At 36.2% G+C, this 23,121-nt stretch carries 28 protein-coding genes and 1 riboswitch; of the genes, 24 read left to right on the top strand and 4 right to left on the bottom strand.

All coding sequences use genetic code 11. The annotated features are described in order from the left end of the window. The first annotated feature begins 48 nt into the window (after positions 1-48). The 10 genes from KRR19_RS10280 to fabZ all read left to right on the top strand — a co-directional run bounded on the left by KRR19_RS10280 (position 49) and on the right by fabZ (position 7,854). A complete protein-coding gene (locus KRR19_RS10280; RefSeq protein WP_002481787.1) occupies positions 49-573 on the top strand; it encodes a F0F1 ATP synthase subunit B in 525 nt (174 codons plus the stop codon). Beyond that, on the top strand, positions 573-1,112 hold the full coding sequence (locus tag KRR19_RS10275) for a F0F1 ATP synthase subunit delta (protein WP_002481786.1): 540 nt from the start codon (positions 573-575) through the stop codon (positions 1,110-1,112). Before KRR19_RS10280 ends, KRR19_RS10275 begins: the two co-directional genes overlap by 1 nt. Positions 1,113-1,134: 22 nt before the next feature. After that, entirely contained in the window at positions 1,135-2,646 is a 1,512-nt protein-coding gene (gene atpA / locus KRR19_RS10270; protein WP_002481785.1) for a F0F1 ATP synthase subunit alpha, read from the top strand. 33 nt (positions 2,647-2,679) lie between these two features. Next, positions 2,680-3,543: an ATP synthase F1 subunit gamma gene (gene atpG / locus KRR19_RS10265; protein WP_002481784.1), complete on the top strand. Its 864-nt coding sequence runs from the start codon at positions 2,680-2,682 to the stop codon at positions 3,541-3,543. A gap of 22 nt (positions 3,544-3,565) precedes the next feature. Beyond that, positions 3,566-4,981: a F0F1 ATP synthase subunit beta gene (gene atpD, locus KRR19_RS10260; RefSeq protein ID WP_002481783.1), complete on the top strand. Its 1,416-nt coding sequence runs from the start codon at positions 3,566-3,568 to the stop codon at positions 4,979-4,981. Positions 4,982-5,000: 19 nt separating this feature from the next. Beyond that, positions 5,001-5,405 carry a F0F1 ATP synthase subunit epsilon gene (locus KRR19_RS10255; protein ID WP_002481782.1) on the top strand — a complete coding sequence of 135 codons (405 nt, stop codon included), beginning with the start codon at positions 5,001-5,003 and terminating at the stop codon, positions 5,403-5,405. A gap of 186 nt (positions 5,406-5,591) precedes the next feature. Beyond that, complete coding sequence (locus tag KRR19_RS10250) at positions 5,592-5,825, top strand: DUF1146 family protein (RefSeq protein WP_002481781.1); 234 nt, start codon at positions 5,592-5,594, stop codon at positions 5,823-5,825. Between the two features lie 109 nt (positions 5,826-5,934). Beyond that, complete coding sequence (gene murA / locus KRR19_RS10245) at positions 5,935-7,206, top strand: UDP-N-acetylglucosamine 1-carboxyvinyltransferase (RefSeq protein ID WP_002481780.1); 1,272 nt, start codon at positions 5,935-5,937, stop codon at positions 7,204-7,206. A gap of 17 nt (positions 7,207-7,223) precedes the next feature. Further along, positions 7,224-7,412, top strand: a complete 189-nt coding sequence (locus KRR19_RS12365; protein ID WP_002481779.1) for a DNA-directed RNA polymerase subunit beta — start codon at positions 7,224-7,226, stop codon at positions 7,410-7,412. A 4-nt stretch (positions 7,413-7,416) separates the two neighbouring features. Further along, a complete protein-coding gene (fabZ, locus tag KRR19_RS10235; RefSeq protein ID WP_002481778.1) occupies positions 7,417-7,854 on the top strand; it encodes a 3-hydroxyacyl-ACP dehydratase FabZ in 438 nt (145 codons plus the stop codon). Positions 7,855-7,926: 72 nt separating this feature from the next. Here fabZ and KRR19_RS10230 read toward each other — a convergent pair whose 3' ends face one another. Beyond that, positions 7,927-8,370, bottom strand: a complete 444-nt coding sequence (locus tag KRR19_RS10230) for a YwpF family protein (RefSeq protein ID WP_002481777.1) — start codon at positions 8,368-8,370, stop codon at positions 7,927-7,929. A gap of 185 nt (positions 8,371-8,555) precedes the next feature. Here KRR19_RS10230 and KRR19_RS10225 point away from each other — a divergent pair, with 185 nt between their 5' ends. The 9 genes from KRR19_RS10225 (at position 8,556) to KRR19_RS10185 (ending at position 16,134) form a co-directional block, all read left to right on the top strand. Further along, the gene (locus KRR19_RS10225; protein ID WP_002481776.1) at positions 8,556-8,972 is read left to right on the top strand and encodes a single-stranded DNA-binding protein; all 417 of its coding nucleotides are present in this window, start codon (positions 8,556-8,558) and stop codon (positions 8,970-8,972) included. 710 nt (positions 8,973-9,682) lie between these two features. Continuing rightward, positions 9,683-10,360, top strand: coding sequence for a transglycosylase family protein (locus KRR19_RS10220; protein WP_216733615.1), 678 nt, complete (start codon positions 9,683-9,685; stop codon positions 10,358-10,360). Between the two features lie 208 nt (positions 10,361-10,568). Then, the gene (locus KRR19_RS12360; RefSeq protein WP_367875029.1) at positions 10,569-11,330 is read left to right on the top strand and encodes a LysM peptidoglycan-binding domain-containing protein; all 762 of its coding nucleotides are present in this window, start codon (positions 10,569-10,571) and stop codon (positions 11,328-11,330) included. Positions 11,331-11,443: 113 nt separating this feature from the next. Beyond that, positions 11,444-11,540: riboswitch (TPP riboswitch) on the top strand. A gap of 67 nt (positions 11,541-11,607) precedes the next feature. Then, positions 11,608-12,288 (top strand): thiaminase II, encoded by a 681-nt coding sequence (gene tenA / locus KRR19_RS10210; RefSeq protein WP_156667026.1) that lies wholly within the window; start codon positions 11,608-11,610, stop codon positions 12,286-12,288. Between the two features lie 2 nt (positions 12,289-12,290). Then, on the top strand, positions 12,291-13,112 hold the full coding sequence (thiD, locus tag KRR19_RS10205; RefSeq protein ID WP_002481772.1) for a bifunctional hydroxymethylpyrimidine kinase/phosphomethylpyrimidine kinase: 822 nt from the start codon (positions 12,291-12,293) through the stop codon (positions 13,110-13,112). Further along, entirely contained in the window at positions 13,105-13,899 is a 795-nt protein-coding gene (thiM, locus tag KRR19_RS10200; RefSeq protein WP_060804052.1) for a hydroxyethylthiazole kinase, read from the top strand. Before thiD ends, thiM begins: the two co-directional genes overlap by 8 nt. Further along, a complete protein-coding gene (gene thiE / locus KRR19_RS10195; protein WP_156667025.1) occupies positions 13,900-14,538 on the top strand; it encodes a thiamine phosphate synthase in 639 nt (212 codons plus the stop codon). Between the two features lie 88 nt (positions 14,539-14,626). Further along, positions 14,627-15,496, top strand: coding sequence for a membrane protein insertase YidC (gene yidC / locus KRR19_RS10190; protein ID WP_002481769.1), 870 nt, complete (start codon positions 14,627-14,629; stop codon positions 15,494-15,496). Positions 15,497-15,621: 125 nt separating this feature from the next. Beyond that, positions 15,622-16,134 carry a GNAT family N-acetyltransferase gene (locus tag KRR19_RS10185; RefSeq protein WP_002481768.1) on the top strand — a complete coding sequence of 171 codons (513 nt, stop codon included), beginning with the start codon at positions 15,622-15,624 and terminating at the stop codon, positions 16,132-16,134. 56 nt (positions 16,135-16,190) lie between these two features. Here KRR19_RS10185 and KRR19_RS10180 read toward each other — a convergent pair whose 3' ends face one another. Both KRR19_RS10180 and cls read right to left on the bottom strand, forming a co-directional pair. Then, complete coding sequence (locus KRR19_RS10180; RefSeq protein ID WP_216733614.1) at positions 16,191-16,841, bottom strand: HD domain-containing protein; 651 nt, start codon at positions 16,839-16,841, stop codon at positions 16,191-16,193. A 23-nt stretch (positions 16,842-16,864) separates the two neighbouring features. Then, complete coding sequence (gene cls / locus KRR19_RS10175) at positions 16,865-18,346, bottom strand: cardiolipin synthase (RefSeq protein ID WP_002481766.1); 1,482 nt, start codon at positions 18,344-18,346, stop codon at positions 16,865-16,867. Between the two features lie 158 nt (positions 18,347-18,504). On the opposite strand from cls, the gene csoR reads away from it, so the two are divergent. The 5 genes from csoR to KRR19_RS10150 all read left to right on the top strand — a co-directional run bounded on the left by csoR (position 18,505) and on the right by KRR19_RS10150 (position 21,751). Then, positions 18,505-18,798, top strand: a complete 294-nt coding sequence (csoR, locus tag KRR19_RS10170; RefSeq protein WP_002481765.1) for a copper-sensing transcriptional repressor CsoR — start codon at positions 18,505-18,507, stop codon at positions 18,796-18,798. A 14-nt stretch (positions 18,799-18,812) separates the two neighbouring features. Beyond that, positions 18,813-19,019, top strand: coding sequence for a putative copper chaperone CsoZ (gene csoZ, locus KRR19_RS10165; RefSeq protein ID WP_002481764.1), 207 nt, complete (start codon positions 18,813-18,815; stop codon positions 19,017-19,019). Positions 19,020-19,037: 18 nt separating this feature from the next. Continuing rightward, positions 19,038-19,244 (top strand): copper ion binding protein, encoded by a 207-nt coding sequence (locus KRR19_RS10160; RefSeq protein WP_002481763.1) that lies wholly within the window; start codon positions 19,038-19,040, stop codon positions 19,242-19,244. A gap of 92 nt (positions 19,245-19,336) precedes the next feature. Then, complete coding sequence (locus KRR19_RS10155) at positions 19,337-21,529, top strand: heavy metal translocating P-type ATPase (protein WP_061054648.1); 2,193 nt, start codon at positions 19,337-19,339, stop codon at positions 21,527-21,529. A gap of 81 nt (positions 21,530-21,610) precedes the next feature. Beyond that, the gene (locus KRR19_RS10150; RefSeq protein ID WP_023016106.1) at positions 21,611-21,751 is read left to right on the top strand and encodes an Lmo0850 family protein; all 141 of its coding nucleotides are present in this window, start codon (positions 21,611-21,613) and stop codon (positions 21,749-21,751) included. 59 nt (positions 21,752-21,810) lie between these two features. Here the strand turns inward: KRR19_RS10150 and KRR19_RS10145 are convergent, their stop codons facing one another. Then, positions 21,811-23,019: an FtsW/RodA/SpoVE family cell cycle protein gene (locus KRR19_RS10145; RefSeq protein ID WP_002481760.1), complete on the bottom strand. Its 1,209-nt coding sequence runs from the start codon at positions 23,017-23,019 to the stop codon at positions 21,811-21,813. Between the last annotated feature and the right edge of the window lie 102 nt (positions 23,020-23,121).

The raw sequence follows: 23,121 nt of genomic DNA, 5'->3' as shown, positions 1-23,121 counted from the left end.
TCGTAAGAGCCAATAGAGGACTTTGAATGAAAGGAGTGTCCAAGTACTGTGACTGCGACTACAAACACATTAGTTTTAGGTGCTGCAGGCGGCGGTGTTGAATGGGGTTCAGCATTAGTAACATTAATTACTTTCTTAATCCTTTTAGCATTGCTTAAAAAGTTCGCATGGGGTCCATTGAAACAAGTCATGGATAAACGTGAACGCGATATCAACAAGGATATCGATGATGCAGAACAAGCTAAAATTAATGCTCAAAAATTAGAAGAACGAAATAGACAAACACTAAGAGAAACTCAAGAAGAGGTTCAAAAAATCTTAGAAGAAGCAAAAGTTCAAGCGCGTGACCAACATGAACAAATCATTCATGAAGCTAACGTCCGTGCAAACGGCATGATTGAAACTGCACAAAGTGAAATCAACAGCCAAAAAGAACGTGCAATCTCTGAAATCAACGATGAAGTTTCTAAACTATCAGTTCTGATTGCATCTAAAATTTTACAAAAAGATATCTCAGAACAAGATCAAAAAGACTTGATCGACAAGTACATTAAAGAGGTAGGGGATAAATAATGGCAGATGTTGCTAAAAAATATGCCCAAGCACTGTATGAAACGTCACTCGATAAAGATGTTTTAGATTTAATGTACGATGAATTTGCTGTTATTGATGAAGCAGTAATTCCTTATAAAGAGAAATTAAAATCTTTCGATGAAGATCCAAAGAATATTGCACAAAACCGCAAAGCTTTTGTTGATGCAACATTCCAAGATATCAATGAATACTTAAAAAACATGTTATATGTCTTAGCTGAAAATCGAAATCTTGCGATTATCTCTGAAGTATTCAGAGCATTCCAAGGTTTATACAATCAACACTATAATCAAGACTTTGCAACGGTTGAGTCTGTATATGAGCTTTCTCCAGAAGAACTGGACAAAGTAGGGGAGTCTTTAATTCAACGTACAGGACTTGAAAGAGTCATTCTTACAAATGAAATCAATCCAGCACTCATCGGCGGTTTGAGAACAACTGTAGGAACTAAAGTATATGACGGCAGTATTCAAAATGATCTTATTAACTTAGAGAGAAGATTTACTAGAACGAAATAATAATTATAGAGGAGTGACATAGATGGCCATAAAAGCTGAAGAGATTAGTGCATTACTTCGCTCACAAATTGAAAATTATGAGTCAGAGATGTCTGTTACTGATGTTGGTACAGTAATTCAGATTGGTGACGGTATTGCATTAGTTCACGGATTAAACGACGTTATGGCTGGTGAGTTAGTAGAATTCCATAATGGTGTGCTTGGACTAGCTCAAAACTTAGAAGAATCTAACGTCGGTATTGTAATTTTAGGACCATACACTGACATTAAAGAAGGCGACGAAGTTAAACGTACAGGACGTATCATGGAGGTGCCTGTAGGTGAAGAATTAATCGGTCGTGTCGTGAATCCATTAGGTCAACCACTTGATGGACAAGGTCCAATTGAAACAAATAAAACACGCCCAGTTGAAGAAAAAGCAACAGGCGTTATGGCAAGAAAATCAGTTGACGAACCATTACAAACAGGTATTAAAGCGATTGACGCATTAGTACCAATCGGTCGTGGTCAACGTGAGTTAATCATCGGTGACCGTCAAACTGGTAAAACAACAATTGCAATCGATACAATCTTGAACCAAGCGGATCAAGACATGATTTGTATCTATGTAGCAATTGGTCAAAAAGAATCAACAGTACGTGCGACTGTAGAAAAATTAAGACAGCATGGTGCTTTAGATTACACAATCGTTGTAACTGCATCAGCAGCTGACCCAGCTCCATTATTATACATTGCGCCATATGCAGGTGTAGCAATGGGTGAAGAATTCATGTTCGACGGTAAACAAGTGTTAATCGTTTATGATGATTTAACTAAACAAGCAGCAGCTTACCGTGAACTTTCATTATTACTTCGCAGACCACCAGGTCGTGAAGCATACCCAGGTGACGTTTTCTATCTACATAGTAGATTATTAGAACGTGCAGCTAAATTGAATGATGAATTAGGTGGCGGTTCAATTACTGCATTACCTATCATTGAAACACAAGCCGGAGATATCTCTGCTTATGTTCCAACAAACGTAATCTCAATCACTGATGGACAAATCTTCTTAGAATCAGACTTGTTCTTCTCAGGGGTACGTCCAGCGATCAACGCCGGATTCTCAGTATCTCGTGTAGGTGGTTCAGCGCAAATTAAAGCAATGAAAAAAGTTGCGGGTACTTTACGTTTAGACTTAGCTTCATACCGTGAGTTAGAATCATTCGCGCAATTCGGTTCAGACTTAGATGAATTCACAGCAAGAAAATTAGAACGTGGTAAACGTACAGTTGAAGTTCTTAAACAAGGACAAGGCGAACCATTACCAGTTCAAAACGAAGTATTAATCATCTACGCATTAGTTAATGGCTTCTTAGATGATATCCCAGTTCAAGACGTTCAACGTTTTGAAGCAGAAATCATCAGCTGGACTAAAAACAATGCGCCAGAAATCTTAGATGAAATCAAAACAAAAGGTACTTTACCTGACAAAGAAAAAATGAACAGCGCAATTGAAAACTTCAAACGCAGTTTCAGTATTTCTGAAGAGTAAGATGAAGCGAAGTATAAATAAGGTGGTGAAATAATGGGATCTCTAAAGGATATTGATTCAAGAATCAAGTCGACGAAAAAAATGAATCAAATTACCAAAGCGATGAACATGGTAGCGAGTTCTAAGCTCAACAGAGCACAACGTAACACGAACCAGTTCAAACCTTATATGGAAAAAATGCAAAATGCGATTACAGCAGTTGCAGGCCAAACGACTTCTAATCATCCGATGCTGAAGAAACGTCCGGTTAAAAAACGTGGTTACTTAGTTATTTCAAGTGATCGTGGATTAGCTGGTGCATATAACGCAAATATCTTGAAGAAAGTGGTACAAGATATCGAAGCGCGTGGTGAAAGTCAGAGCGATTATAAATTACTCGTTCTTGGTAAAGTAGGTATTGATTTCTTCAAAAACAGAGACTATGAAGTAGACTTTGCATTGCCGGATGTTCCAGATCAACCGTCATACAAAGATATTTCTTCTGTAACGAAGAAAGCAATCGATTTATATAGCAACGGTGATATTGATGAGTTGGAAATTTACTACAACAAATTCGTCAACGTTCTTGAAAATACGCCAACTGCAAGAAGAGTATTACCATTAGCAGAAGAAGATACAAGTTCAGGACATGGACAAATGTCTTCATATGAATTCGAACCAGATAAAGAATCAATTTTAAATATTATTTTGCCGCAATATGTAGAAAGCTTAATTTACGGCTCAATTCTGAATGCGAAAGCCAGCGAGCACGCATCTAGAATGACTGCCATGAAGAATGCTTCTGATAATGCGAGCGACCTTATTGACGATTTATCATTAGAATATAACCGAGCACGTCAAGCAGCAATCACACAACAAATTACTGAGATTGTCGGTGGCGCAACAGCTCTTGAATAGTATATTAAAGGAGGAAAAAAGAATGGGTGTAGGCCGCGTAACACAAATCATGGGTCCAGTTATTGACGTAAGATTCAATCATGATGAACTGCCTAAGATTAATAACGCATTAGTGCTAGATGTACCTAAGAAAGATGGCACGACTGAATCTCTTACATTAGAAGTAGCACTTGAATTAGGCGACGACGTAGTTAGAACTATCGCCATGGACTCTACAGACGGAATTAAACGTGGTGACGACGTTAAAGACACTGGTCGTCCAATCAGTGTACCTGTCGGTGAAGATACGTTAGGAAGAGTATTTAACGTTTTAGGTGATCCAATCGATAATGATGGACCGATTTCTGAATCAGTTCCACGTGAACCAATTCATAGACAACCACCTAAATTTGATGAATTATCAACAAAAGTTGAACTACTTGAAACTGGTATCAAAGTAGTAGACTTATTAGCACCATATATCAAAGGTGGTAAAGTTGGTTTATTCGGTGGTGCCGGAGTAGGTAAAACTGTATTAATCCAAGAATTAATTAATAACATCGCTCAAGAACACGGCGGTATTTCAGTATTCGCAGGTGTTGGTGAACGTACACGTGAAGGTAACGACTTGTACTTCGAAATGAGCGACAGTGGTGTTATCAAGAAAACAGCGATGGTATTCGGACAAATGAACGAACCACCTGGTGCACGTATGCGTGTAGCTTTATCAGGTTTAACAATGGCTGAATACTTCCGTGATGTTAAAGGACAAGACGTTCTTTTATTCATCGATAACATTTTCCGCTTCACACAAGCAGGTTCTGAGGTATCAGCATTGCTTGGCCGTATGCCATCAGCCGTTGGTTACCAACCAACATTGGCAACAGAAATGGGTCAATTACAAGAACGTATCACTTCTACAATGAAAGGTTCTATCACATCTATCCAAGCGGTATTCGTACCTGCCGATGACTATACTGACCCAGCGCCAGCAACAGCTTTCGCTCACTTAGACTCAACAACTAACTTAGAGCGTAAATTAACAGAAATGGGTATCTACCCAGCCGTTGACCCATTAGCGTCAACTTCACGTGCGCTTGAACCAAGCATCGTTGGTCAAGAACACTATGATGTTGCTCGTCGTGTACAATCAACATTACAAAAATACAGAGAATTACAAGATATCATCGCAATCTTAGGTATGGATGAATTATCTGATGAAGATAAGAGCACAGTTGAACGCGCAAGACGTATTCAATTCTTCTTATCTCAAAACTTCCACGTTGCAGAACAATTCACTGGTCAAAAAGGTTCATACGTACCTGTTAAGCGTACAGTTGAAGACTTCAAGGACATTCTTGAAGGTAAATACGACCACATCCCTGAAGATGCATTCCGTTTAGTCGGCAGCATGGACGATGTATTAGAAAAAGCTAAAGACATGGGTGTTGAAGTATAATATTAGGAGGTAAAGTTTAATGAACACAATGAACGTTAATATTGTTACTCCTAATGGTTCTGTTTATAACCAAGATGATGTTGAAATTGCGATTCTGCAGACAGTTGGAGGCGACATTGGTGTAATGGCCGGCCATTTACCAACTGTTACAGCAATTAAAACAGGTTATGTTAAAGTAAATTATACAGATGGGATTGATTTCATTGCGGTCAGTGATGGTTTCGTTGAAATCAGACATGAAAGCACATCAATTATTGTACAAACAGCAGAAAAAGCTGAAGATATTGATATCAGACGTGCTAAATCGGCTAAAGAAAGAGCAGAATCACATTTGAATAACAATGACGAAGATACTGACATTAACAGAGCAGAACGAGCTTTAGAACGTGCGGAAAACCGCATTAAAGTTTCGGAAATGAAATAATAACAACCATAAAGTATAGGATATATCTCACTTTGAGGTATATCCTATTTTTTAATGTCAAATTTTAGGGTAAACATATGAGTGAACAGATATTAGGATTTTGAATTTCTAAGTAAGAATGTATGATTTTACTCTATTTTCATGTACAATATGAGACAGTAAACAATTGAGGAGACGACAAAGATCATGGAATATTTAGGGCAATTTGCGATTGCGCATTTGATTATGCATGTGCTTTGTATCTGTGTCGCATATTGGGCATTGAATGCGATTAGGTTGGATCAATTCTTTAAAAAGGGTTATCCTGTCCAAGTACAAGTATTGATTATATTTCTTGCGATTTTAATCGGAACAGGAGTTAGTAATTTCATCATAGATTTATTGCAATTTTCAACGCAACTTAAATATCTTGGCCGCTAATCGTTTGAGTGTAATTCAAATGTTTTTCCATATATAATAATAGGTAATAGAAGAGATGAGAAATTTTTAAATTGAAGATGTTCAGGAGTTAAAAAGTGGAGGAGTAGTAATGAATAGAGATAGAATGATTATTAAAGGCGGAAATCGTCTAGTAGGAGAAGTACAAGTTGAGGGAGCAAAAAATGCAGTATTGCCAATTTTAACTGCATCATTGTTAGCTTCAAAGGGAGCGAGTACATTACATAATGTGCCTGAGTTAAGCGATGTTGAAACGATTAATAATGTACTTTCAACGCTTAATGCTGAAATTGAGTATCATAAAGAGGATAACAGCGTGACAGTTGATGCGACGAAACAATTGAATTCAGAAGCACCTTATGAATATGTCAGTAAAATGCGTGCGAGTATTTTAGTCATGGGTCCATTGCTTGCACGTTTAGGTCATGCAAAAGTAGCTTTACCAGGCGGTTGCTCTATCGGAAGCAGACCGATTGAACAACATATCAAAGGATTTGAAGCACTAGGTGCCAAAATTCATTTAGAAAACGGCTTTGTCTTTGCAGAAACTGCAAATGGTTTAACAGGTGCAGAGATTCACTTAGATTTCCCAAGTGTAGGTGCTACACAAAATATCATCATGGCGGCTTCATTAGCAAAAGGTAAATCTGTTATCGAGAATGTTGCACGTGAACCAGAAATCGTTGACCTAGCAAACTACATCAACGAAATGGGCGGTAATGTAACTGGTGCAGGAACAGATACAATTACGATTCATGGTGTCGAAGCTTTACATGGTGTAGAACATGCGATTATCCCAGATCGTATTGAAGCTGGTACATTACTTGTAGCAGGCGCTATTACAAGAGGCGATGTTTTAGTTAAAGGTGCAATTAAAGAACATTTAACAAGCTTGTTGTATAAACTAGAAGAAATGGGTGTCAACTTATCATATGAAGATAAAGGTATCCGAGTATCTGCAGAAGGTGAATTGCAACCAGTAGATATCAAAACATTACCACACCCAGGATTCCCTACAGATATGCAATCACAAATGATGGCGTTATTGTTAACAGCTGAAGGACATAAAGTCATTACAGAAACTGTCTTTGAAAATCGCTTTATGCATGTTGCTGAATTCAAACGAATGAATGCTCAAATTACGGTTGAAGGACGCAATGCAAAAATTACAGGTAAAAGCCATTTACAAGGCGCACAAGTGAAAGCAACTGATTTACGCGCTGCAGCAGCATTGATTTTAGCCGGTTTAGTGGCTGAAGGTACTACTGAAGTTTCAGAATTACAACACTTAGATAGAGGTTACGTAAACTTTAACGGTAAACTTAAAGCTTTAGGTGCTGATATTGAGCGTGTTAATAAATAAGTAAGTAGGGGATTAAGATGATTAAACGCTTTTATTTTAAAGTGATAAAATTACCGATTGGTTTTCACATACTCATCGTTATGCTTATGATGCTTTTGATGTTTTTCATCGGTATGTGTATCGGTTTTATATTGAATCATCAAAATCCGCTTAATATATTTGAATACCAGACTTGGTATCATTTCAAGCAAATTTTTGGAGGCTAGTAACATGGAAACAATTTTTGACTATAACCAAATTAAAAACATTATCCCACACCGCCAACCTTTTTTATTAATTGATAAAGTTGTTGAGTATGAAGAAGGTCAACGTTGTGTGGCTATTAAACAAGTATCAGGTAATGAACCATTCTTCCAAGGTCATTTCCCAGAATACGCGGTTATGCCAGGCGTGTTGATTACTGAAGCATTAGCACAAACTGGTGCAGTTGCGATTTTAAACAGTGAACAAAACAAAGGTAAAATCGCATTATTCGCTGGTATTGATAAATGTCGTTTCAAAAGACAAGTTGTACCTGGTGATACATTACAGTTAGAAGTTGAAATTACTAAAATGCGTGGACCAATTGGTAAAGGCACTGCGAAAGCAACTGTTGATGGTCAATTGGCATGTAGCTGTGAATTAACATTCGCAATCCAAGATGTATAAGCTGATATAAAAAGACTGAGACAATAGATATAAAGCATTGCTTTAATTCATCTATATTGTCTCAGTCTTTTTTTAATCTTCTCTTTTTTCGTCTTTTAAACGTGGTTTTGATTGCATCATACGGTTGAATGAAGTCTTCAATTCTTCACCAGATAATCCATCATCTACAAGCTGTGCTAATAAATTTTCAGCATAAACTTGTCTTAATGTATAGACGTGGCAATCAAAAATAATAGACATACGCTCATTATCGTATAATGAAATATTTTTAATCGTTGCATCGAATAATGCAGGATCATTAGAAGGACGTGTAATCACAACACGTATATCTAATAATGTTTCATCATCCATATATTCTTTCATAATATCGTAGTGGTTACTGGAGATTACAATTTCTAACAACCAGCCGGTGCCGCTTTGTTCTTTATTGATAATTACACCATCATAGAGTTCATATTCTATAACGCCACCGTGTTCAGTGACAATTTGGAATCTGACTGCTTTAAATGTTTTCAATTGAAGTCACTCCAATCTTTTTAAAATCTGCAAATTTTTTCTTTCTGATTCTAGTATAGCGTAAAAGATAAAAATATTTGAGAGATAGTACAGAAAATTAACCAATCAACTATAAAATTTCTCTTAATTTGTGTTTTGACGATATGTATCAATCTGAATATGATAGTAACCAAGGAGGTGACAAAATGCTTAATAAAATCGTTATTGTAGGAAGATTGACGAAACAACCTCAATTGACAGCAAAGGAGGAATCAGACATTGTATACTTTAGTGTTGCGACAGAACGTCATTATAACTATCAAGGCCAGAACAAACAATCTGTAGACTTTATTAATTGTAAGGCTTTTGGCAAGATTGCCCGAAATATTGCCAGCTATACACAAAAAGGATCGCTTGTCGGTATTACTGGCTATATGCATTCCTACAAATATGAAAAAGATAATCAAACACATTTCGGTATGGAGCTGGTTGTAGAAACAATCAAATTTATCTCGCATCCGAATGACAATTCAAGTTGTCAATTCTCATCACACCATGCACAAACGGACACTTTGATGGGTGAATATGAAGGAAGCCCGTCCTTCGACGCCATTCATCTCTAACTACCAAGTTATCCATTGACATTATATATGCTTAACTGCATATCTCCCAAAATCAAATTGCAACAACCAGCATGATGTATTCATCTCTATCCTGTTCAAAGTATCATGCTGTCCTCTCGTTAATTAAAAGTAATTCATTATGATGTTAGAATTATCCTTCTTTCTATTATAGGAAGATTCCTATAATCTATTCCAAACTCTATTTTTAAACTCTATTTAGTCCAACGCATAGCTTTTACTGCGAAAGATGCTTGGATTGCTCCATTTTCAATTTTGTACTTTCAACTTAATCCATAAAAAACTCTTTAAATATACTAATACTCACCAAGACTTTGCATAAATTTCACTTTATGCAGGGTCTTTTTTTATAAAAAGACGTTTGACAGAGAAAAAACCATGTTTTATTGCGGTTTTTTCTAGAAATTTTAGCCGATGTAAAGGGTAAAATAACCCTTTAATTATCTGAAAGATTACATAAATGTTACATAGGTTAAGAGTCAAAATTCAGTTAGAATGTGATATTAATAGGATTTGAAGTGATAGTAAGATACCTAACTATTTTATTTTAATGTAATTTACACGTAAAATTAAGCTGTATTTTTTTATTTGGTTGTAACCTACACCCTGATTTCAGATGATATAGTTGTAATTGCAAATTGATGATATTAATCACACGAAAAAACAATTACCTTATAGGAGGATTTTTAGAAATGAAAAAATTATTAGTAGCTTCATCAGCAACAGCAGCATTATTCGCAGTAGGAGTAGGAGCAGAAGCTCACGCATCTGAACAAGGAAATGCAGATCAAGCACAATTAGCAGAAACAGCATTAAACAATCCTGAACAATTAAACGAAAGCCCTGTACAAGAAGGCGCTTATAATATTAACTTTGAATATAATGGTTTAGACTTCAACTTTGAATCAGACGGTCAATATTGGAGCTGGAGCTATGGTCAAGCAGGCGGTAACGCACCAGCAGCTCAAACTACAACTCAACAAGCACCAGCAGCTCAACAAGCTCCAGTAGTTGAGCAAGCAGCACCACAAGCACAAGAAGCAACAACTCAACAAGCACCAGCACAACAAGCAGCACCACAAGCTCAACAAGCTGCTCCACAACAATCAGCAAGCACTGGTTCATCAGCTGGTTTAAATGATCACTTACGTGCAATTGCACAACGTGAATCAGGTGGCGACATCCACGCAATCAACCCATCATCAGGTGCAGCAGGTAAATTCCAATTCTTACAATCAACTTGGGATTCAGTAGCACCAGCTGAATGGGTAGGTAAATCACCAGCATCAGCACCAGAAAGCGTACAAGACGCAGCAGCTGTTAAATTATATGACGGTGGCGCAGGTGCAGGTCACTGGGTTACTGCATAATTCAGTTAACTGATTATAAATAAATAGTTAAAAATCTATCAGGCAGGTTATCTCCAATTTAGGAGGTAACCTGCCTTTTGTAATATGTATGTAAAGAAAGACACAAGAAATATATATTGTTGTAACCTATGTTATTAGGATAGATGCTATTATAAAGACATCAAATAAATGATTTAATACAAACACCTTATGGGAGGACATATTTTACATGAAGAAATTACTAGTAGCATCGACAGCGGTGACAGCTGCTGCAGCAGTATTGGCAACAGGAATTGGAACTCAAGACGTACAAGCAAAATCATCATCAAAAGCTGAACATGCGAAGAAAGTAAAAGACGCTGAAAAGTATCTAAATGAAAAAGGTGAATATACTGTAGTTAAAGGTGACACTTTAAATAAAATCGCTAAAAAATTCGACGTTAAAGTTAAAGAATTAAAAAAATGGAACGATAAAAAATCTGACTTAATCTTAGTAGATGAAAGTTTAAAAGTTAAAGAACCTAAAAAAGTTGCGACAACACAAACAGCTGTACAATCAGACAGCCACTATGCATACAATACGCAACAAGTATCATACAATAATTATAACCAAGCGCAATCAAACAATGCGTCACAATCATCATATACAGCACCACAACAATCTTATAACGCACCACAAGCATCATACAGTGCACCATCATATGCATCTTATGGTTCAGGTTCAGTAAGATTAGCTAACGGTAATACTGCAGGTTCAACAGGTGCATACGCAGCAGCACAAATGGAAGCTCGTACAGGCGTATCTGCATCAGTATGGGAAAACATCATTGCACGTGAATCAAATGGACAAGTTAATGCGTACAATCCATCAGGTGCCAGCGGTTTATTCCAAACAATGCCTGGTCATGGTTCTACAGCAACAGTTCAAGATCAAATCAATTCAGCTGTACATGCATATAACGTACAAGGATTAAGTGCTTGGGGTTATTAATGTTAAATAGTTAAAATTCAAGTCGAGACTGAGGTCTCGGCTTTTTTTATGAAAACAGATTCATTGCAAGTATGAAAGGGCTTTGATATGTTTAGTATGTAAATAAATTAAATAAAAACTGCTAGGGGCGCCTTTTGGCTGAGATAGGAAACTAGACCCTTTAAACCTGATTTGGTTAAGACCAACGTAGGAAAGTAGATACATAGTATGCATGATGCAAAAATACTGAAACTGCACTCCTAGGTTGGAATGCAGTTTTTTTATTGGAGGAATAAAAGTGACTTTTGCTGAAACACTTGAAAGAGATGCACAACCGATTATTGATCAAATTTATGATGATAATTTCATTCAAGCATTGTTAAAAGGGAATATAGATAAAGAGTCAATTAGACAATATTTACGTGCAGATGCCTCGTATTTAAGAGAGTTTGCGAATATCTATGCTTTATTAATTCCTAAAATGCCGAATTTAGAAAGTGTTCGATTTCTAGTTGATCAAATTCAATTCATTGTGAATGGTGAAGTGGAAGCACATGAATTCATGGCAGAATACGTGGATGAACCGTATCACGAAATCGTACAACAAAAAGTGTGGCCGCCAAGTGGTGACCATTATATTAAACATATGTATTACAACGTTTATGCCCATGAAAATGCTGCATATGCGATTGCGGCAATGGCACCTTGTCCTTATGTCTATGCAGAAGTTGCAAAACGCGCAATGCAGGATGACAGATTAAATCAATCTTCTATATTGAAAAAATGGTTTGAATTCTATCAAACAGAAATGGATGCATTAATCGATGTTTTAAACCAATTAATGAATGAGTTAACAAAACATATGACAGATACAGAGAGACAAGAAGTCAGAGAGAATTATCTACAAAGTACAGTACATGAACGAAACTTCTTTAATATGGCTTATACAAAAGAACAATGGGAATTTGGAGGTAAATAATTATGAACAAACCGAAAATTGCTTTAACGATTGCAGGCACAGATCCAACAGGCGGCGCAGGTGTAATGGCTGACTTAAAGTCATTTCATGCATGCGGTGTGTACGGGATGGCCGCAATCACAAGTATCGTAGCGCAAAATACAAAAGGGGTTCAACACATTCATAACTTAGAATTATCTTGGTTAGAAGAACAGTTAGATAGTGTGTTTGATGACGAATTACCGCAAGCGATTAAAACTGGCATGATTGCGACAAAAGAAATGATGGAATTAATTCGTACTTATTTAGAAAAGCATCCTGAAATTCCATATGTCATTGATCCAGTAATGCTAGCCAAAAGTGGAGACTCTTTAATGGATGATAAAGGTAAACATGCCTTACAAAGTATCTTGTTACCACTTGCTGATGTTGCAACACCTAACTTACCTGAAGCAGAGGAAATTGTAGGATTCAAATTAGATAATGAAGATGCGATTAAAAAAGCAGGTAAAATCTTCATAGAAGAAATCGGCAGTAAAGGTGTAGTCATTAAAGGTGGTCATATCGAAGATGACAATATCGCAAAAGACTATCTATTTACGAAAGATGGTTTAGAAATTTTTGAAAGTGAAAGATATGAAACAAAACATACACATGGTACAGGTTGTACTTTTTCAGCTGTAATTGCGGCTGAGCTAGCGAAAGGGAAAACGATTTATGAAGCGGTTAAAAAAGCAAAAGACTTTATCGCATTAAGTATTAAATATACACCTGAGATCGGACAAGGCAGAGGACCAGTTAACCATTTCGCATATATGAAGAAAGTAGGATTAGATGATGAGTAAAGGTTTAGATAGAATCAGAACAGAACATCCATTAGTTATTTGTTTTACGAATGATGTCGTCAAAAATTTTACAGCTAATGGACTCTTAAGTTTAGGTGCGAGTCCAGCAATGAGCGAAGCACCAGAAGAAGCAGAAGATTTTTATCCACACGCAGGTGCAGTCTTAATTAATATTGGCACACTGACAAAAGCGAATGAACAAGCAATGTTAGAAGTTGGAAAAATTGCGAATAAGACAAACACACCGTTAGTGTTTGATCCCGTTGCTGTGGGCGCATCAACGTATCGTAAACAATTTTGCAAAACATTCCTAGAGCAAGTGAAACCAACTGTAATCAAAGGAAATGCTTCAGAAATTTTAACGCTTATAGATGATACAACAACAATGAAAGGTACAGATAGTGCTGAAAGCTTAGATGTTGTATCCATTGCGAAAAAAGCACATGAACAATATCAAACTGCAATTGTGTTAACTGGTGAAACAGATGTCATTGCTCAAAACAATAAAATCGTTAAGCTGAATAATGGTTCACGTTTCTTAACACAAATTACAGGTGCAGGTTGTTTATTAGGTGCTATTGTAGGTGCATTCTTATTTAGAAATGAAAATCCAGAGATTGAAGATTTAATTGAAGCAGTTTCTGTTTATAATATTGCAGCTGAACGTGCTGAACAATTAAGTGAAAGTAAAGGACCAGGTACTTTCTTAGTTCAATTTATTGATGCATTATATAAAATAGACAGTGAAGCAGCAGTAGAAAATCGTAAAGCACAAGAGGTGAAATAAGTGTTTCAACCAGAGGATTTAAAAGTTTACTTTATTTGCGGAACACAAGATATACCTGAAGGTCGTACGATTCATGAAGTATTGACTGAAGCATTAGAAGGCGGCATTACGATGTATCAATTTCGTGAAAAAGGGCCTAACGCTAAAACAGGTGATGCGAAGAAAGAACTGGCACAATCTATGAAACAATTATGTGAACAATATCATGTACCTTTTATCGTAAATGATGATGTTGAATTAGCAGAGTTGATTGATGCTGATGGCATTCATGTTGGACAAGATGATGCGAAAGTGAATACTTTTAAGACGCACTTTAAAAATAAAATTATCGGTTTAAGTGTCGGCAACGAAACAGAATTAGCGCAATCTGATTTAACAGATGTCGATTATATTGGCGTTGGTCCGATATTTAAAACAGGGTCTAAAGACGATGCCAGTGACCCTGTCGGCACAGAAATGATTGAAACATTGCATGAGAAAACAAATGGTATGCCGATTGTCGCAATTGGCGGTATTGCGTTAAATAATGTCGGACCGATTGCGCAAACACATGCACAAGGTGTATCAGTTATTTCAGCGATTGCTCAGAGTTCAAATGTTAAAGAAACCGTTCGCAATTTCTTACAATATTTTAAATAATGCCCTTAATTCTATGTTTTTGTTTTCTACACCTCATAGAATGTGATAAAATTATTTTTATGTGAATAATACCAATAGAGGTGGAAAAATGAATAAAAAAGCATTATTGCCTTTGCTTCTTGGGGTTATGGTTTTTCTTGCAGGATGTGATTATTCTAAACCTGAAAACAGAACAGGTTTTTTCTATAATACATTTGTGAAAAACATGGATAACATCATCCATTGGCTAGGCTCTAGTTTTAATAACGATTATGGATTAGCGATTATTGTCTTAGTTTTAGCAATCCGTATTGTCGTTCTGCCATTCATGCTTTCTAACTATAAGAACAGTCACTTAATGCGCGAAAAAATGGTGATTGCAAAACCAGATATGGACGCAGTGAAAGAGAAAGTAAAACGTGCACGCACACAAGAAGAAAAAATGGCAGCAAACCAAGAAATGATGGAAGTTTATAAAAAATACGATATGAATCCAATGCAAAGTATGCTTGGATGTTTACCAATGTTAATACAAATGCCTGTAATCATGGGCTTATTCTTCGTATTAAAATACCCATCACCAGGTGGTATTGTAGAACATCCTGATTTCTTATGGTTCAACTTAGCAAAACCGGATATTTGGATTACAATTATTGCCGGTGTGTTATACTTCCTACAAGCTTACGTATCAACATTCAGTATGCCGCCTGAACAAAAACAAATGAGTTACATGATGATGATCATTTCACCAATTATGATTATCTGGGTATCATTAAGTTCAGCAGCTGCATTAGGTTTATACTGGTCAGTCAGTGCCGCGTTCTTGATTGTTCAAACATATGTTGCGAACCAATATTACTCTAAGAAAGCGAAAGAAGAAGTCGCTCCGATGATTAGAGAATATGAAAAGAAACATGGTAAAGACGGTAAACAAAAAGGTGCGCAAGTCTTAGGTAAGAAAAACAGAAAGAAAAAATAATACATCATTGATGACTTAAAATCAGTTGCAACTAAAATTGCAGCTGATTTTTTATTTAGGATTTGTACAATAGGGAATAGTAATAGTAACTAAAAGTGTTATTTTAAAATTGGAGGGGAATACCAATGGAAATTAAATCAGTAACAACTGCTGACATTTTAGAGTTACAGAAAATCAGCTATAGAACTTTTGATGACACATTTAGAGAAATGAACAGCCCAGAAAATATTAAAGATTATTTAGATACAGCATTTACACAAGACAAACTAAGACGTGAATTAGAAGATCCACATTCGAATTTCTATTTCTTGTATGATAACGATAAAATTGTCGGATATTTAAAGTTGAATGAAGGGGATTCACAAACAGAGCAAGTTTCATCTGATTGTACTGAAATAGAACGCTTATATATTTTGAAGAATTATCATGGCTATGGTTATGGTAAAAAATTATTGAACTTTGCTATAAAGACAGCAGTCGAAGATGGTAAAAAATGTGTATGGCTAGGTGTATGGGAAAAAAATGAACAAGCATTAGGTTTCTATAAACATTTAGGATTCAAGAAAATCTCAGAACATGATTTCATGATGGGGAATGATAGACAAACAGATTTAATCCTAGCATATAATATCGAATAAAAAAGAAGCGGTTGAGAATTTAGATTTGTTCTCAACCGCTTCTTCATCTTATTTGCTTATTGTTCTGTAAACTGCCATTCGTTAAAGAATTGTGCGACGAAGAATTCCATAAAACGATGACGTTCTTGCGCAATTTCTGAAGCTGTTACAGTATGCATTAAATCTTTAAGTTTAAACAATTTATCATAGAAATGCTTAATTGCTGAAGGATTATAACCTTCTAATTCGTTATCAGAACTAATACTATCAGGAATAGGCCCTTGCCACATCGGCTCATCAAAGTGACCCGCAAATTGGAACGTACGCGCTATACCAATTGCACCAATCGCATCTAAGCGATCTGCATCTCTAACAATATAACCTTCTTTGGATAAGGGGATTTCTTGATCCACATTATGACGAAAGCTGATGTTTTTGATGATATGCATAATTTTTTCTTGATCCTGTCCACTAACTTCAATACGGTTTAAAAAATCAATTAGTTGATTTTCAGCAGCAGTTTCATCTGTTAATTTGGTATCTACCGTATCATGTAATAATGCAGCCATCTGAATAATGTAAGGATTGCCGTAGCCTTCTTGTTCAGAGATGAAGAGTGCCATTTTAACGACCCGCATGACATGGTTGATATCATGCCCTGTGTGATCTGTTTGATGGAAGTCTTTCATATATTGTTCAGCTGATTTTAATTGTTGATATTGATTCATGACTTTGTGTACTCCTTTATGATTTACAATATCGGTGAAATTAAGTTAGCAATGGCTTCTTTGAATTTCACCCATAAACTGCGTTGATTATAACGCTCTTGTGTTAATTCTGAAGATAACATTAAATCTTGATTGAACTGGTCACGCAATTGTGCCGCAATTTGACGGTCATAAATAAACGCATTGATTTCAAAATTCAGTGTAAAACTACGATGGTCCATATTCGCTGTTCCCACACTTGCGACTTCGTCATCAATAATCATCATTTTTGAATGTAAGAAGCCATTGTCATAATGATAAACCTTGACGCCTGATGCCAACAGTGATGCAACATTTTTCAATGTCGCAAAGTAGACGAATGGATGGTCTGGTTTATTTGGAATCATAATCGATACATCTACACCGCCTAATGCAGCAATAGACACAGCATCCATAAAGGCTTGGTCAGGAATAAAGTAGGGCGATTGAATTTGAATCGAATTTTTCGCTGAAGTAATCATTTTCAAATAACCGTATTTGATTTGCTCCCAATCTTCATCTGGACCGCTTGATGCGATTTGGATACCGATAGAACTACCTGTATCAATGTCAGGGAAGTAGCGATCAGAATAAGTGATGTTATCACGCTTAGCTTGTGAGTTCCAATCTAAAATAAAGCGTAATTGCAAGGCATTGACCGCATCTCCAACAATACGTAAGTGCGTGTCTCTCCAGTATCCGAAACGTTTGGATAAGCCTAAATATTCTTTACCAACATTAAAACCTCCGACATATCCGATATAACCATCAATCACGACAATTTTACGGTGATTTCGGTTGTTTAATCTAAAGTTGATAAGCGGTAATTTAGAAGGGAAGAAAGATTCAACTTGTCCGCCCTTTCTTCTGAACTCATCAAAGTCTTTTAAAGTTAAGCCCCTGGAACCCATATCATCGTATAACATTTTTACTTCAAGGCCTTCTTCAAGTTTTTTCTCTAAGGCAGCTAAGATACGTTTACCAAGCTTGTCATTTCTAAAAATGTAATACTCGATATGGATGTAATCTGTGGCGTTTTCTATATCTTTAATCAACGCATCAAACTTTTCATGACCATCTGTAAAAATCGTCATTTCATTATCAGTAGTTAAGAAGGCTGAGTTATTATACAACAACATTTGTACCATTGATTTATGTTTGACGATTTCATGGTTCCCTTTAGAGAACTCTTTGGTTTGTAATGCTTTTAATTGTTCATTAACAATTGCCTCTAATCCAATACGGTCTTCCTCATCTAAGGAAAAGATATGATCTCTTTGGATTTGACGGCCCAGCAATAAATAAAGTATGAACCCGATAACAGGCAAGAATACGAGTACGAGCAACCATGCCCAAATCGATCCTGCAGATCTTCTTTCCATAAATACAATAACGAAACCGAATACGAGGTTTAATATGAATAAGCCGATTAAAATAATATTGATAACTAAATTGGCTTGAAAAGGTATAAAGTCGAAATTATACATAAGTAACCTCCGTGTTGTTAATCAGCAATTATGTATGTTTTTACTTTGGCTGATGTTGAACTTATTGTAACACAGGGACACCTTTCACGATACATTTGACATATACCTATATAGGGTATATTCTAGAGATAGAAACCTAACAGGACGGAGGTTCAAACATGACGCAAGAAGAACGCGCACATCATTCAGAAAAAATAAAATCTAACCTTAAAGCACGACTGAATCGTATAGAAGGACAAGTCAGAGCGATTAATCGCATGATAGATGAAGATGTTTATTGTGATGATGTTTTAACACAAATCAGAGCGACACGTTCAGCTTTGAATAGTGTTGCTGTAAAATTGCTGGATCATCATATGAAAGGCTGTATTTTGCATAAAGCTGAAGATGGACAAGCAGAAGCTGCAATGGAAGAATTATTAGTTACCGTCCAAAAATTAATTAAAGATTAATAAAGGAGTCAGACATGCATAGTAGTGTGATTCAAATCAGTGGTATGGAAACTGAAGAACAACAGCATATTTTGCAAGAACATTTGCAGCAAATGATTGGTATGTCAGAAGTGCAAGTGGATCTGAAATCACAAGAAGTGAAAGCGAGTTACCAGACACCAATCAGTTTAAACAATTTGGAAAAAGAAATTTATGATCAAGGTTACCAAATATTAAATTAAATAGAGGAGTGTTGTGATATGGAAAAACAATTAAAAGTTGAAGGTATGAGTTGCAGTCATTGTAAAAAAGCTGTAGAAGATGCTGTTGGTAAAGTAAATGGCGTTGACCAAGTAACGGCTACCCCAGATAATGATACAGTAGACGTAACATTCAATGGTGAAGATAAAGTATTATCTGAAGTTGAATCAGCAATTTATGACGCAGGTTATGACGTTGTAAAATAAGACAGAATTATAAAGGCTCAAGTTATCTCTATGGCTGAGCCTTCTTTTTTAAATAAAAATATACCTATGTAGGGTATAGGAGCGGGTGAAATATGGAAAAAGCAGAGTTTAAAATATCAGGTATGACTTGTGCTGCTTGCTCATCACGAATTGAACGGGTTTTGAGTCGTACAGAAGGGATCGACCAAGCGAATGTGAACTTAGTCACTGAAAAAGCATCTATCGAATATGATCAAAGCCATGTCGATATGGATCAAGTCTTTGAAAAAGTGAAACAGCTCGGTTATGAACCCATTGCGCTTGAAACTGCAGATGAAGCAAAAGCACGTAAAAATCAAGAGTTAAATCGTCAAAAAATGAAATTTATTATTGCGATGATTTTATCATTGCCATTGTTATATACCATGGTGGGGCATTTCAGCTTCTTAAGCTTCTTGCCACTCCCTCATGTGATGACAGAACCGTGGTTCCAATTTATCTTAGCAACGCCAGTCCAATTTATTCTAGGTTGGCAATTCTATAAAGGTGCGTATGGTGCATTAAGAAATAAGAGTGCTAATATGGATGTCTTGGTCGCATTAGGGACTTCCGCAGCGTACTTCTATAGTATCTATATGTGGATTATTCATGCAGGTGAAAAACACATTCCATTGTACTTTGAAACCAGTGCAGTTTTAATTACGTTAATCTTACTTGGTAAATACTTTGAGGCGAAAGCTAAAGGCCATGCGAGTGATGCGATTAATAAACTGTTATCACTTCAAGTTAAAGAAGCGCGTGTAGAACGAGATGGGGAAGCGGTCTCTTTACCAGTCGATCAAGTACAGAAAGGTGATGTTTTACTGATTAAAAGCGGTGAATATGTGCCTTTAGATGGTGAAATTATCGAAGGGGAGACTAGTTTAGATGAATCAATGTTAACTGGTGAAAGTATTCCTGTAGATAAAACGATTGGTGATGAAGTCATCGGTGCCACATTAAACCATGGAAACTTTATTAAAGTGAAAGTGACACATACAGGCGATGATTTAGTATTAAATCAAATTATTAAAATTGTTGAAGAAGCACAAGGAGAAAAACCAAATATTCAACGTTTAGCAGATAAGATTTCTGGAATCTTTGTGCCGACAGTACTCGGTATCGCGCTTGTTGTGTTTATTATTTGGTTCAGTTTTATCACACCATTTAATTTTCAATCTAGTTTAGAGGTCTTTATCGCAGTCATAGTTATTGCATGTCCATGTGCTTTAGGTCTTGCGACACCGACATCAATTATGGCTGGATCAGGACGTTCAGCAGAATTAGGTGTGTTATTCAAATCATCTGAAGCGTTAGAACAAACGCAAAATGTGGACACAATCGTATTTGATAAAACAGGCACATTAACAGAAGGGCAACCTTCAGTATACAAAGTCATCGATAATACAGATAATCAACAGTTCGGAACACTTGTAAAAAGTTTAGAAGTACAATCTGAACATCCATTATCACAAGCAATTACAGACTATTATCAAGATGCGCAAAACTTGATAGTAGAACAGTATCAAACACATCCAGGTAATGGTATCAGTGGTTATATTAATGGACAGTTTATCAAAATCGGATCACAAAGCTTTATTCAACCTGATTTGAATGATTGGGATGAGCAGCTTGAAGCAGAAATAAAAGATTTACAACATCAAGGTTCAACGGTTGTATTAGCTTCAATCGATAATCAATTTGCGGGATTGATTGCCTTAAGAGATGAACCGAAAACAAGTGCCAAAGCATTAATTGAACGCTTAAATCCACATTATGATATTGTGATGTTAAGTGGTGACAGCCAAGGTACAGCTGAAGCCATTGCTGAAGAGTTAGGCATTAACCGTGTCATCGCTGGTGTGAAACCTGATCATAAAGCTGAAGAGATTACGAAATTACAAGACGAAGGTAAAAATGTGATGATGGTCGGTGATGGTATCAATGATGCACCAGCATTAGCAAAAAGTAACATCGGCTTGGCAATGGGTACAGGTTCTGATATTGCGATTGAAGCAGGCGACATTATGATTGTCGGCGGAGATATTGAAAAAGTAGAAGATGCGTTAGATATGAGTCAGCGTACGATGAAGAATATTAAACAAAACTTATTCTTCGCATTCTGTTACAATGCAATCGGCATTCCGATTGCGGCATTCGGTTTACTTGCCCCATGGGTGGCTGGCGCTGCAATGGCATTCAGTTCAGTCTCAGTCGTACTCAATGCATTAAGACTACAAAAAGTTAAACCACAAAAGAAAATATAAAAATAATGTAGTAAAATGAAAATTTTTAGGGTAGAATAAAAGTAACTATTCTATAGTAATACGAAGATGGGGTGAACACGAATGAATAATAATACAGATAAACTACGTAATGTCGTTCAATTGTTATCTTCGCTCGGTGTCAATATTAAGAAAACGAAATCCAGATTAGAGATTATGCATACGTTACCGAATACTTCAGTAGCGACACCAAAATTAAAGTAATAAAAAACAGGTTATCGATTCGGACATTGAATGCAATGTTCAACCGATAACCTGTTTTTTTAGTTTGTATAAGATTTAGAACGTAAGAAGTCTGGTTGATAAGGGACAGGTTGGTGATAGTAGATTGATAAGATCACACCGACACCCGTCATTAAACTCCATAAAGAGCTACCGCCGTAACTGATGAATGGAAGCGGAATACCTGTAATTGGTAATAATTGAACTGTCATTCCCATGTTTTGGACTGCGTGGAATAAAACAAGTGTCATAAATCCGATAATATAAATCTTGTTGTAAATAATTGTGTTTTTATTCGCAAGACGTACCAAGTGGAACATCAGCACAATAAATAAAATGATTAATAATACAGCGCCGATAAATCCGAATTCCTCACCAACAACAGAGAAGATAAAGTCAGTATGGTTTTCAGGGATATAAACTTCACCATGGTTAAGTCCTTTACCTAATAATTGACCAGAACCGATTGCTTTCAGCGACTCTGTTAAATGATAACCATCGCCTGAACTATAAGAATAAGGATCTAACCATGAAGCGATACGCCCTAATTGATAGGTTTTAATACCGAACCCATTTTCAATTAATGATGGTTTGAAGATAATAGATAAAATAAAGAATGCACCGATTGATAAAATCGTTAAGAAAATAGGTGCAAGGATTTTCCAAGAAATCCCACTGACGATTAAAACACCTGTTAAGATTGCTAGGCAGACTAACGTCGTCCCTAAGTCATTTTGTAAAAAGATTAAAGCCATCGGAATACCTGTGACTATTAATAATTTAAAGAATAACTTAAAGTCAGTTTCTAATGATTTGTTAAATGTATATTTGTTATGACGAGATACAATCTTCGCAAGCATTAAAATCAGTATAATTTTCATAAACTCAGAAGGTTGGATACTGATCGGACCAAAACTGTACCAACTTTTTGCACCGTTGATGATAGGTGTTATCGCTGTTTCCGGCATTACCAATAAGACAATTAACAAAACACATAAAATGCCGTACAACGTATAAGTGTATTTCATAATGCGCTTAGGTGAGATTACCATAATTGCAAAGGCGATTATAAAACCGAGTATGTAATAAATGATTTGTTTAATACTGAAGTTTGCGCTATATTGACCGCCGCCCATGGCAGATTTTATAAAAACGACACTAATGATAGCAAATATTACCAAAATGCCGATTAAAACCCAGTCAATACGCCGTATCCATGATTTATTAGGTTGTTGACGTGAAGCTTTCATAAATAGTCTCCTTTAATGCATGTTTTACATCAGTTCAATTGATGTTGACAGGTTACTCTTTGATAGTTGAATGTTATGTATAGTTATCCATATGAAAAACTA

Source organism: Staphylococcus sp. CWZ226 (genome assembly GCF_018986355.1).
Taxonomy (GTDB): Bacteria; Bacillota; Bacilli; order Staphylococcales; family Staphylococcaceae; genus Staphylococcus; species Staphylococcus simulans.
Note: the sequence above shows the minus strand (reverse complement) of the source record. Positions and strands in the feature narration are given on the sequence as shown.

Coding starts and splice junctions, on each gene's coding strand:
- thiD (WP_002481772.1), top strand. CDS start 12,291: ATGAACAAACCGAAAATTGCTTTAACGATTGCAGGCACAGATCCAACA.
- murA (WP_002481780.1), top strand. CDS start 5,935: ATGAATAGAGATAGAATGATTATTAAAGGCGGAAATCGTCTAGTAGGA.
- csoZ (WP_002481764.1), top strand. CDS start 18,813: ATGCATAGTAGTGTGATTCAAATCAGTGGTATGGAAACTGAAGAACAA.
- fabZ (WP_002481778.1), top strand. CDS start 7,417: ATGGAAACAATTTTTGACTATAACCAAATTAAAAACATTATCCCACAC.
- KRR19_RS10275 (WP_002481786.1), top strand. CDS start 573: ATGGCAGATGTTGCTAAAAAATATGCCCAAGCACTGTATGAAACGTCA.
- yidC (WP_002481769.1), top strand. CDS start 14,627: ATGAATAAAAAAGCATTATTGCCTTTGCTTCTTGGGGTTATGGTTTTT.
- KRR19_RS10220 (WP_216733615.1), top strand. CDS start 9,683: ATGAAAAAATTATTAGTAGCTTCATCAGCAACAGCAGCATTATTCGCA.
- KRR19_RS10255 (WP_002481782.1), top strand. CDS start 5,001: ATGAACACAATGAACGTTAATATTGTTACTCCTAATGGTTCTGTTTAT.
- KRR19_RS12365 (WP_002481779.1), top strand. CDS start 7,224: ATGATTAAACGCTTTTATTTTAAAGTGATAAAATTACCGATTGGTTTT.
- csoR (WP_002481765.1), top strand. CDS start 18,505: ATGACGCAAGAAGAACGCGCACATCATTCAGAAAAAATAAAATCTAAC.
- KRR19_RS10145 (WP_002481760.1), bottom strand. CDS start 23,019: ATGAAAGCTTCACGTCAACAACCTAATAAATCATGGATACGGCGTATT.
- KRR19_RS10250 (WP_002481781.1), top strand. CDS start 5,592: ATGGAATATTTAGGGCAATTTGCGATTGCGCATTTGATTATGCATGTG.
- KRR19_RS10225 (WP_002481776.1), top strand. CDS start 8,556: ATGCTTAATAAAATCGTTATTGTAGGAAGATTGACGAAACAACCTCAA.
- KRR19_RS12360 (WP_367875029.1), top strand. CDS start 10,569: ATGAAGAAATTACTAGTAGCATCGACAGCGGTGACAGCTGCTGCAGCA.
- KRR19_RS10160 (WP_002481763.1), top strand. CDS start 19,038: ATGGAAAAACAATTAAAAGTTGAAGGTATGAGTTGCAGTCATTGTAAA.
- cls (WP_002481766.1), bottom strand. CDS start 18,346: ATGTATAATTTCGACTTTATACCTTTTCAAGCCAATTTAGTTATCAAT.
- KRR19_RS10150 (WP_023016106.1), top strand. CDS start 21,611: ATGAATAATAATACAGATAAACTACGTAATGTCGTTCAATTGTTATCT.
- KRR19_RS10185 (WP_002481768.1), top strand. CDS start 15,622: ATGGAAATTAAATCAGTAACAACTGCTGACATTTTAGAGTTACAGAAA.
- atpG (WP_002481784.1), top strand. CDS start 2,680: ATGGGATCTCTAAAGGATATTGATTCAAGAATCAAGTCGACGAAAAAA.
- atpD (WP_002481783.1), top strand. CDS start 3,566: ATGGGTGTAGGCCGCGTAACACAAATCATGGGTCCAGTTATTGACGTA.
- KRR19_RS10155 (WP_061054648.1), top strand. CDS start 19,337: ATGGAAAAAGCAGAGTTTAAAATATCAGGTATGACTTGTGCTGCTTGC.
- thiM (WP_060804052.1), top strand. CDS start 13,105: ATGAGTAAAGGTTTAGATAGAATCAGAACAGAACATCCATTAGTTATT.
- atpA (WP_002481785.1), top strand. CDS start 1,135: ATGGCCATAAAAGCTGAAGAGATTAGTGCATTACTTCGCTCACAAATT.
- KRR19_RS10180 (WP_216733614.1), bottom strand. CDS start 16,841: ATGAATCAATATCAACAATTAAAATCAGCTGAACAATATATGAAAGAC.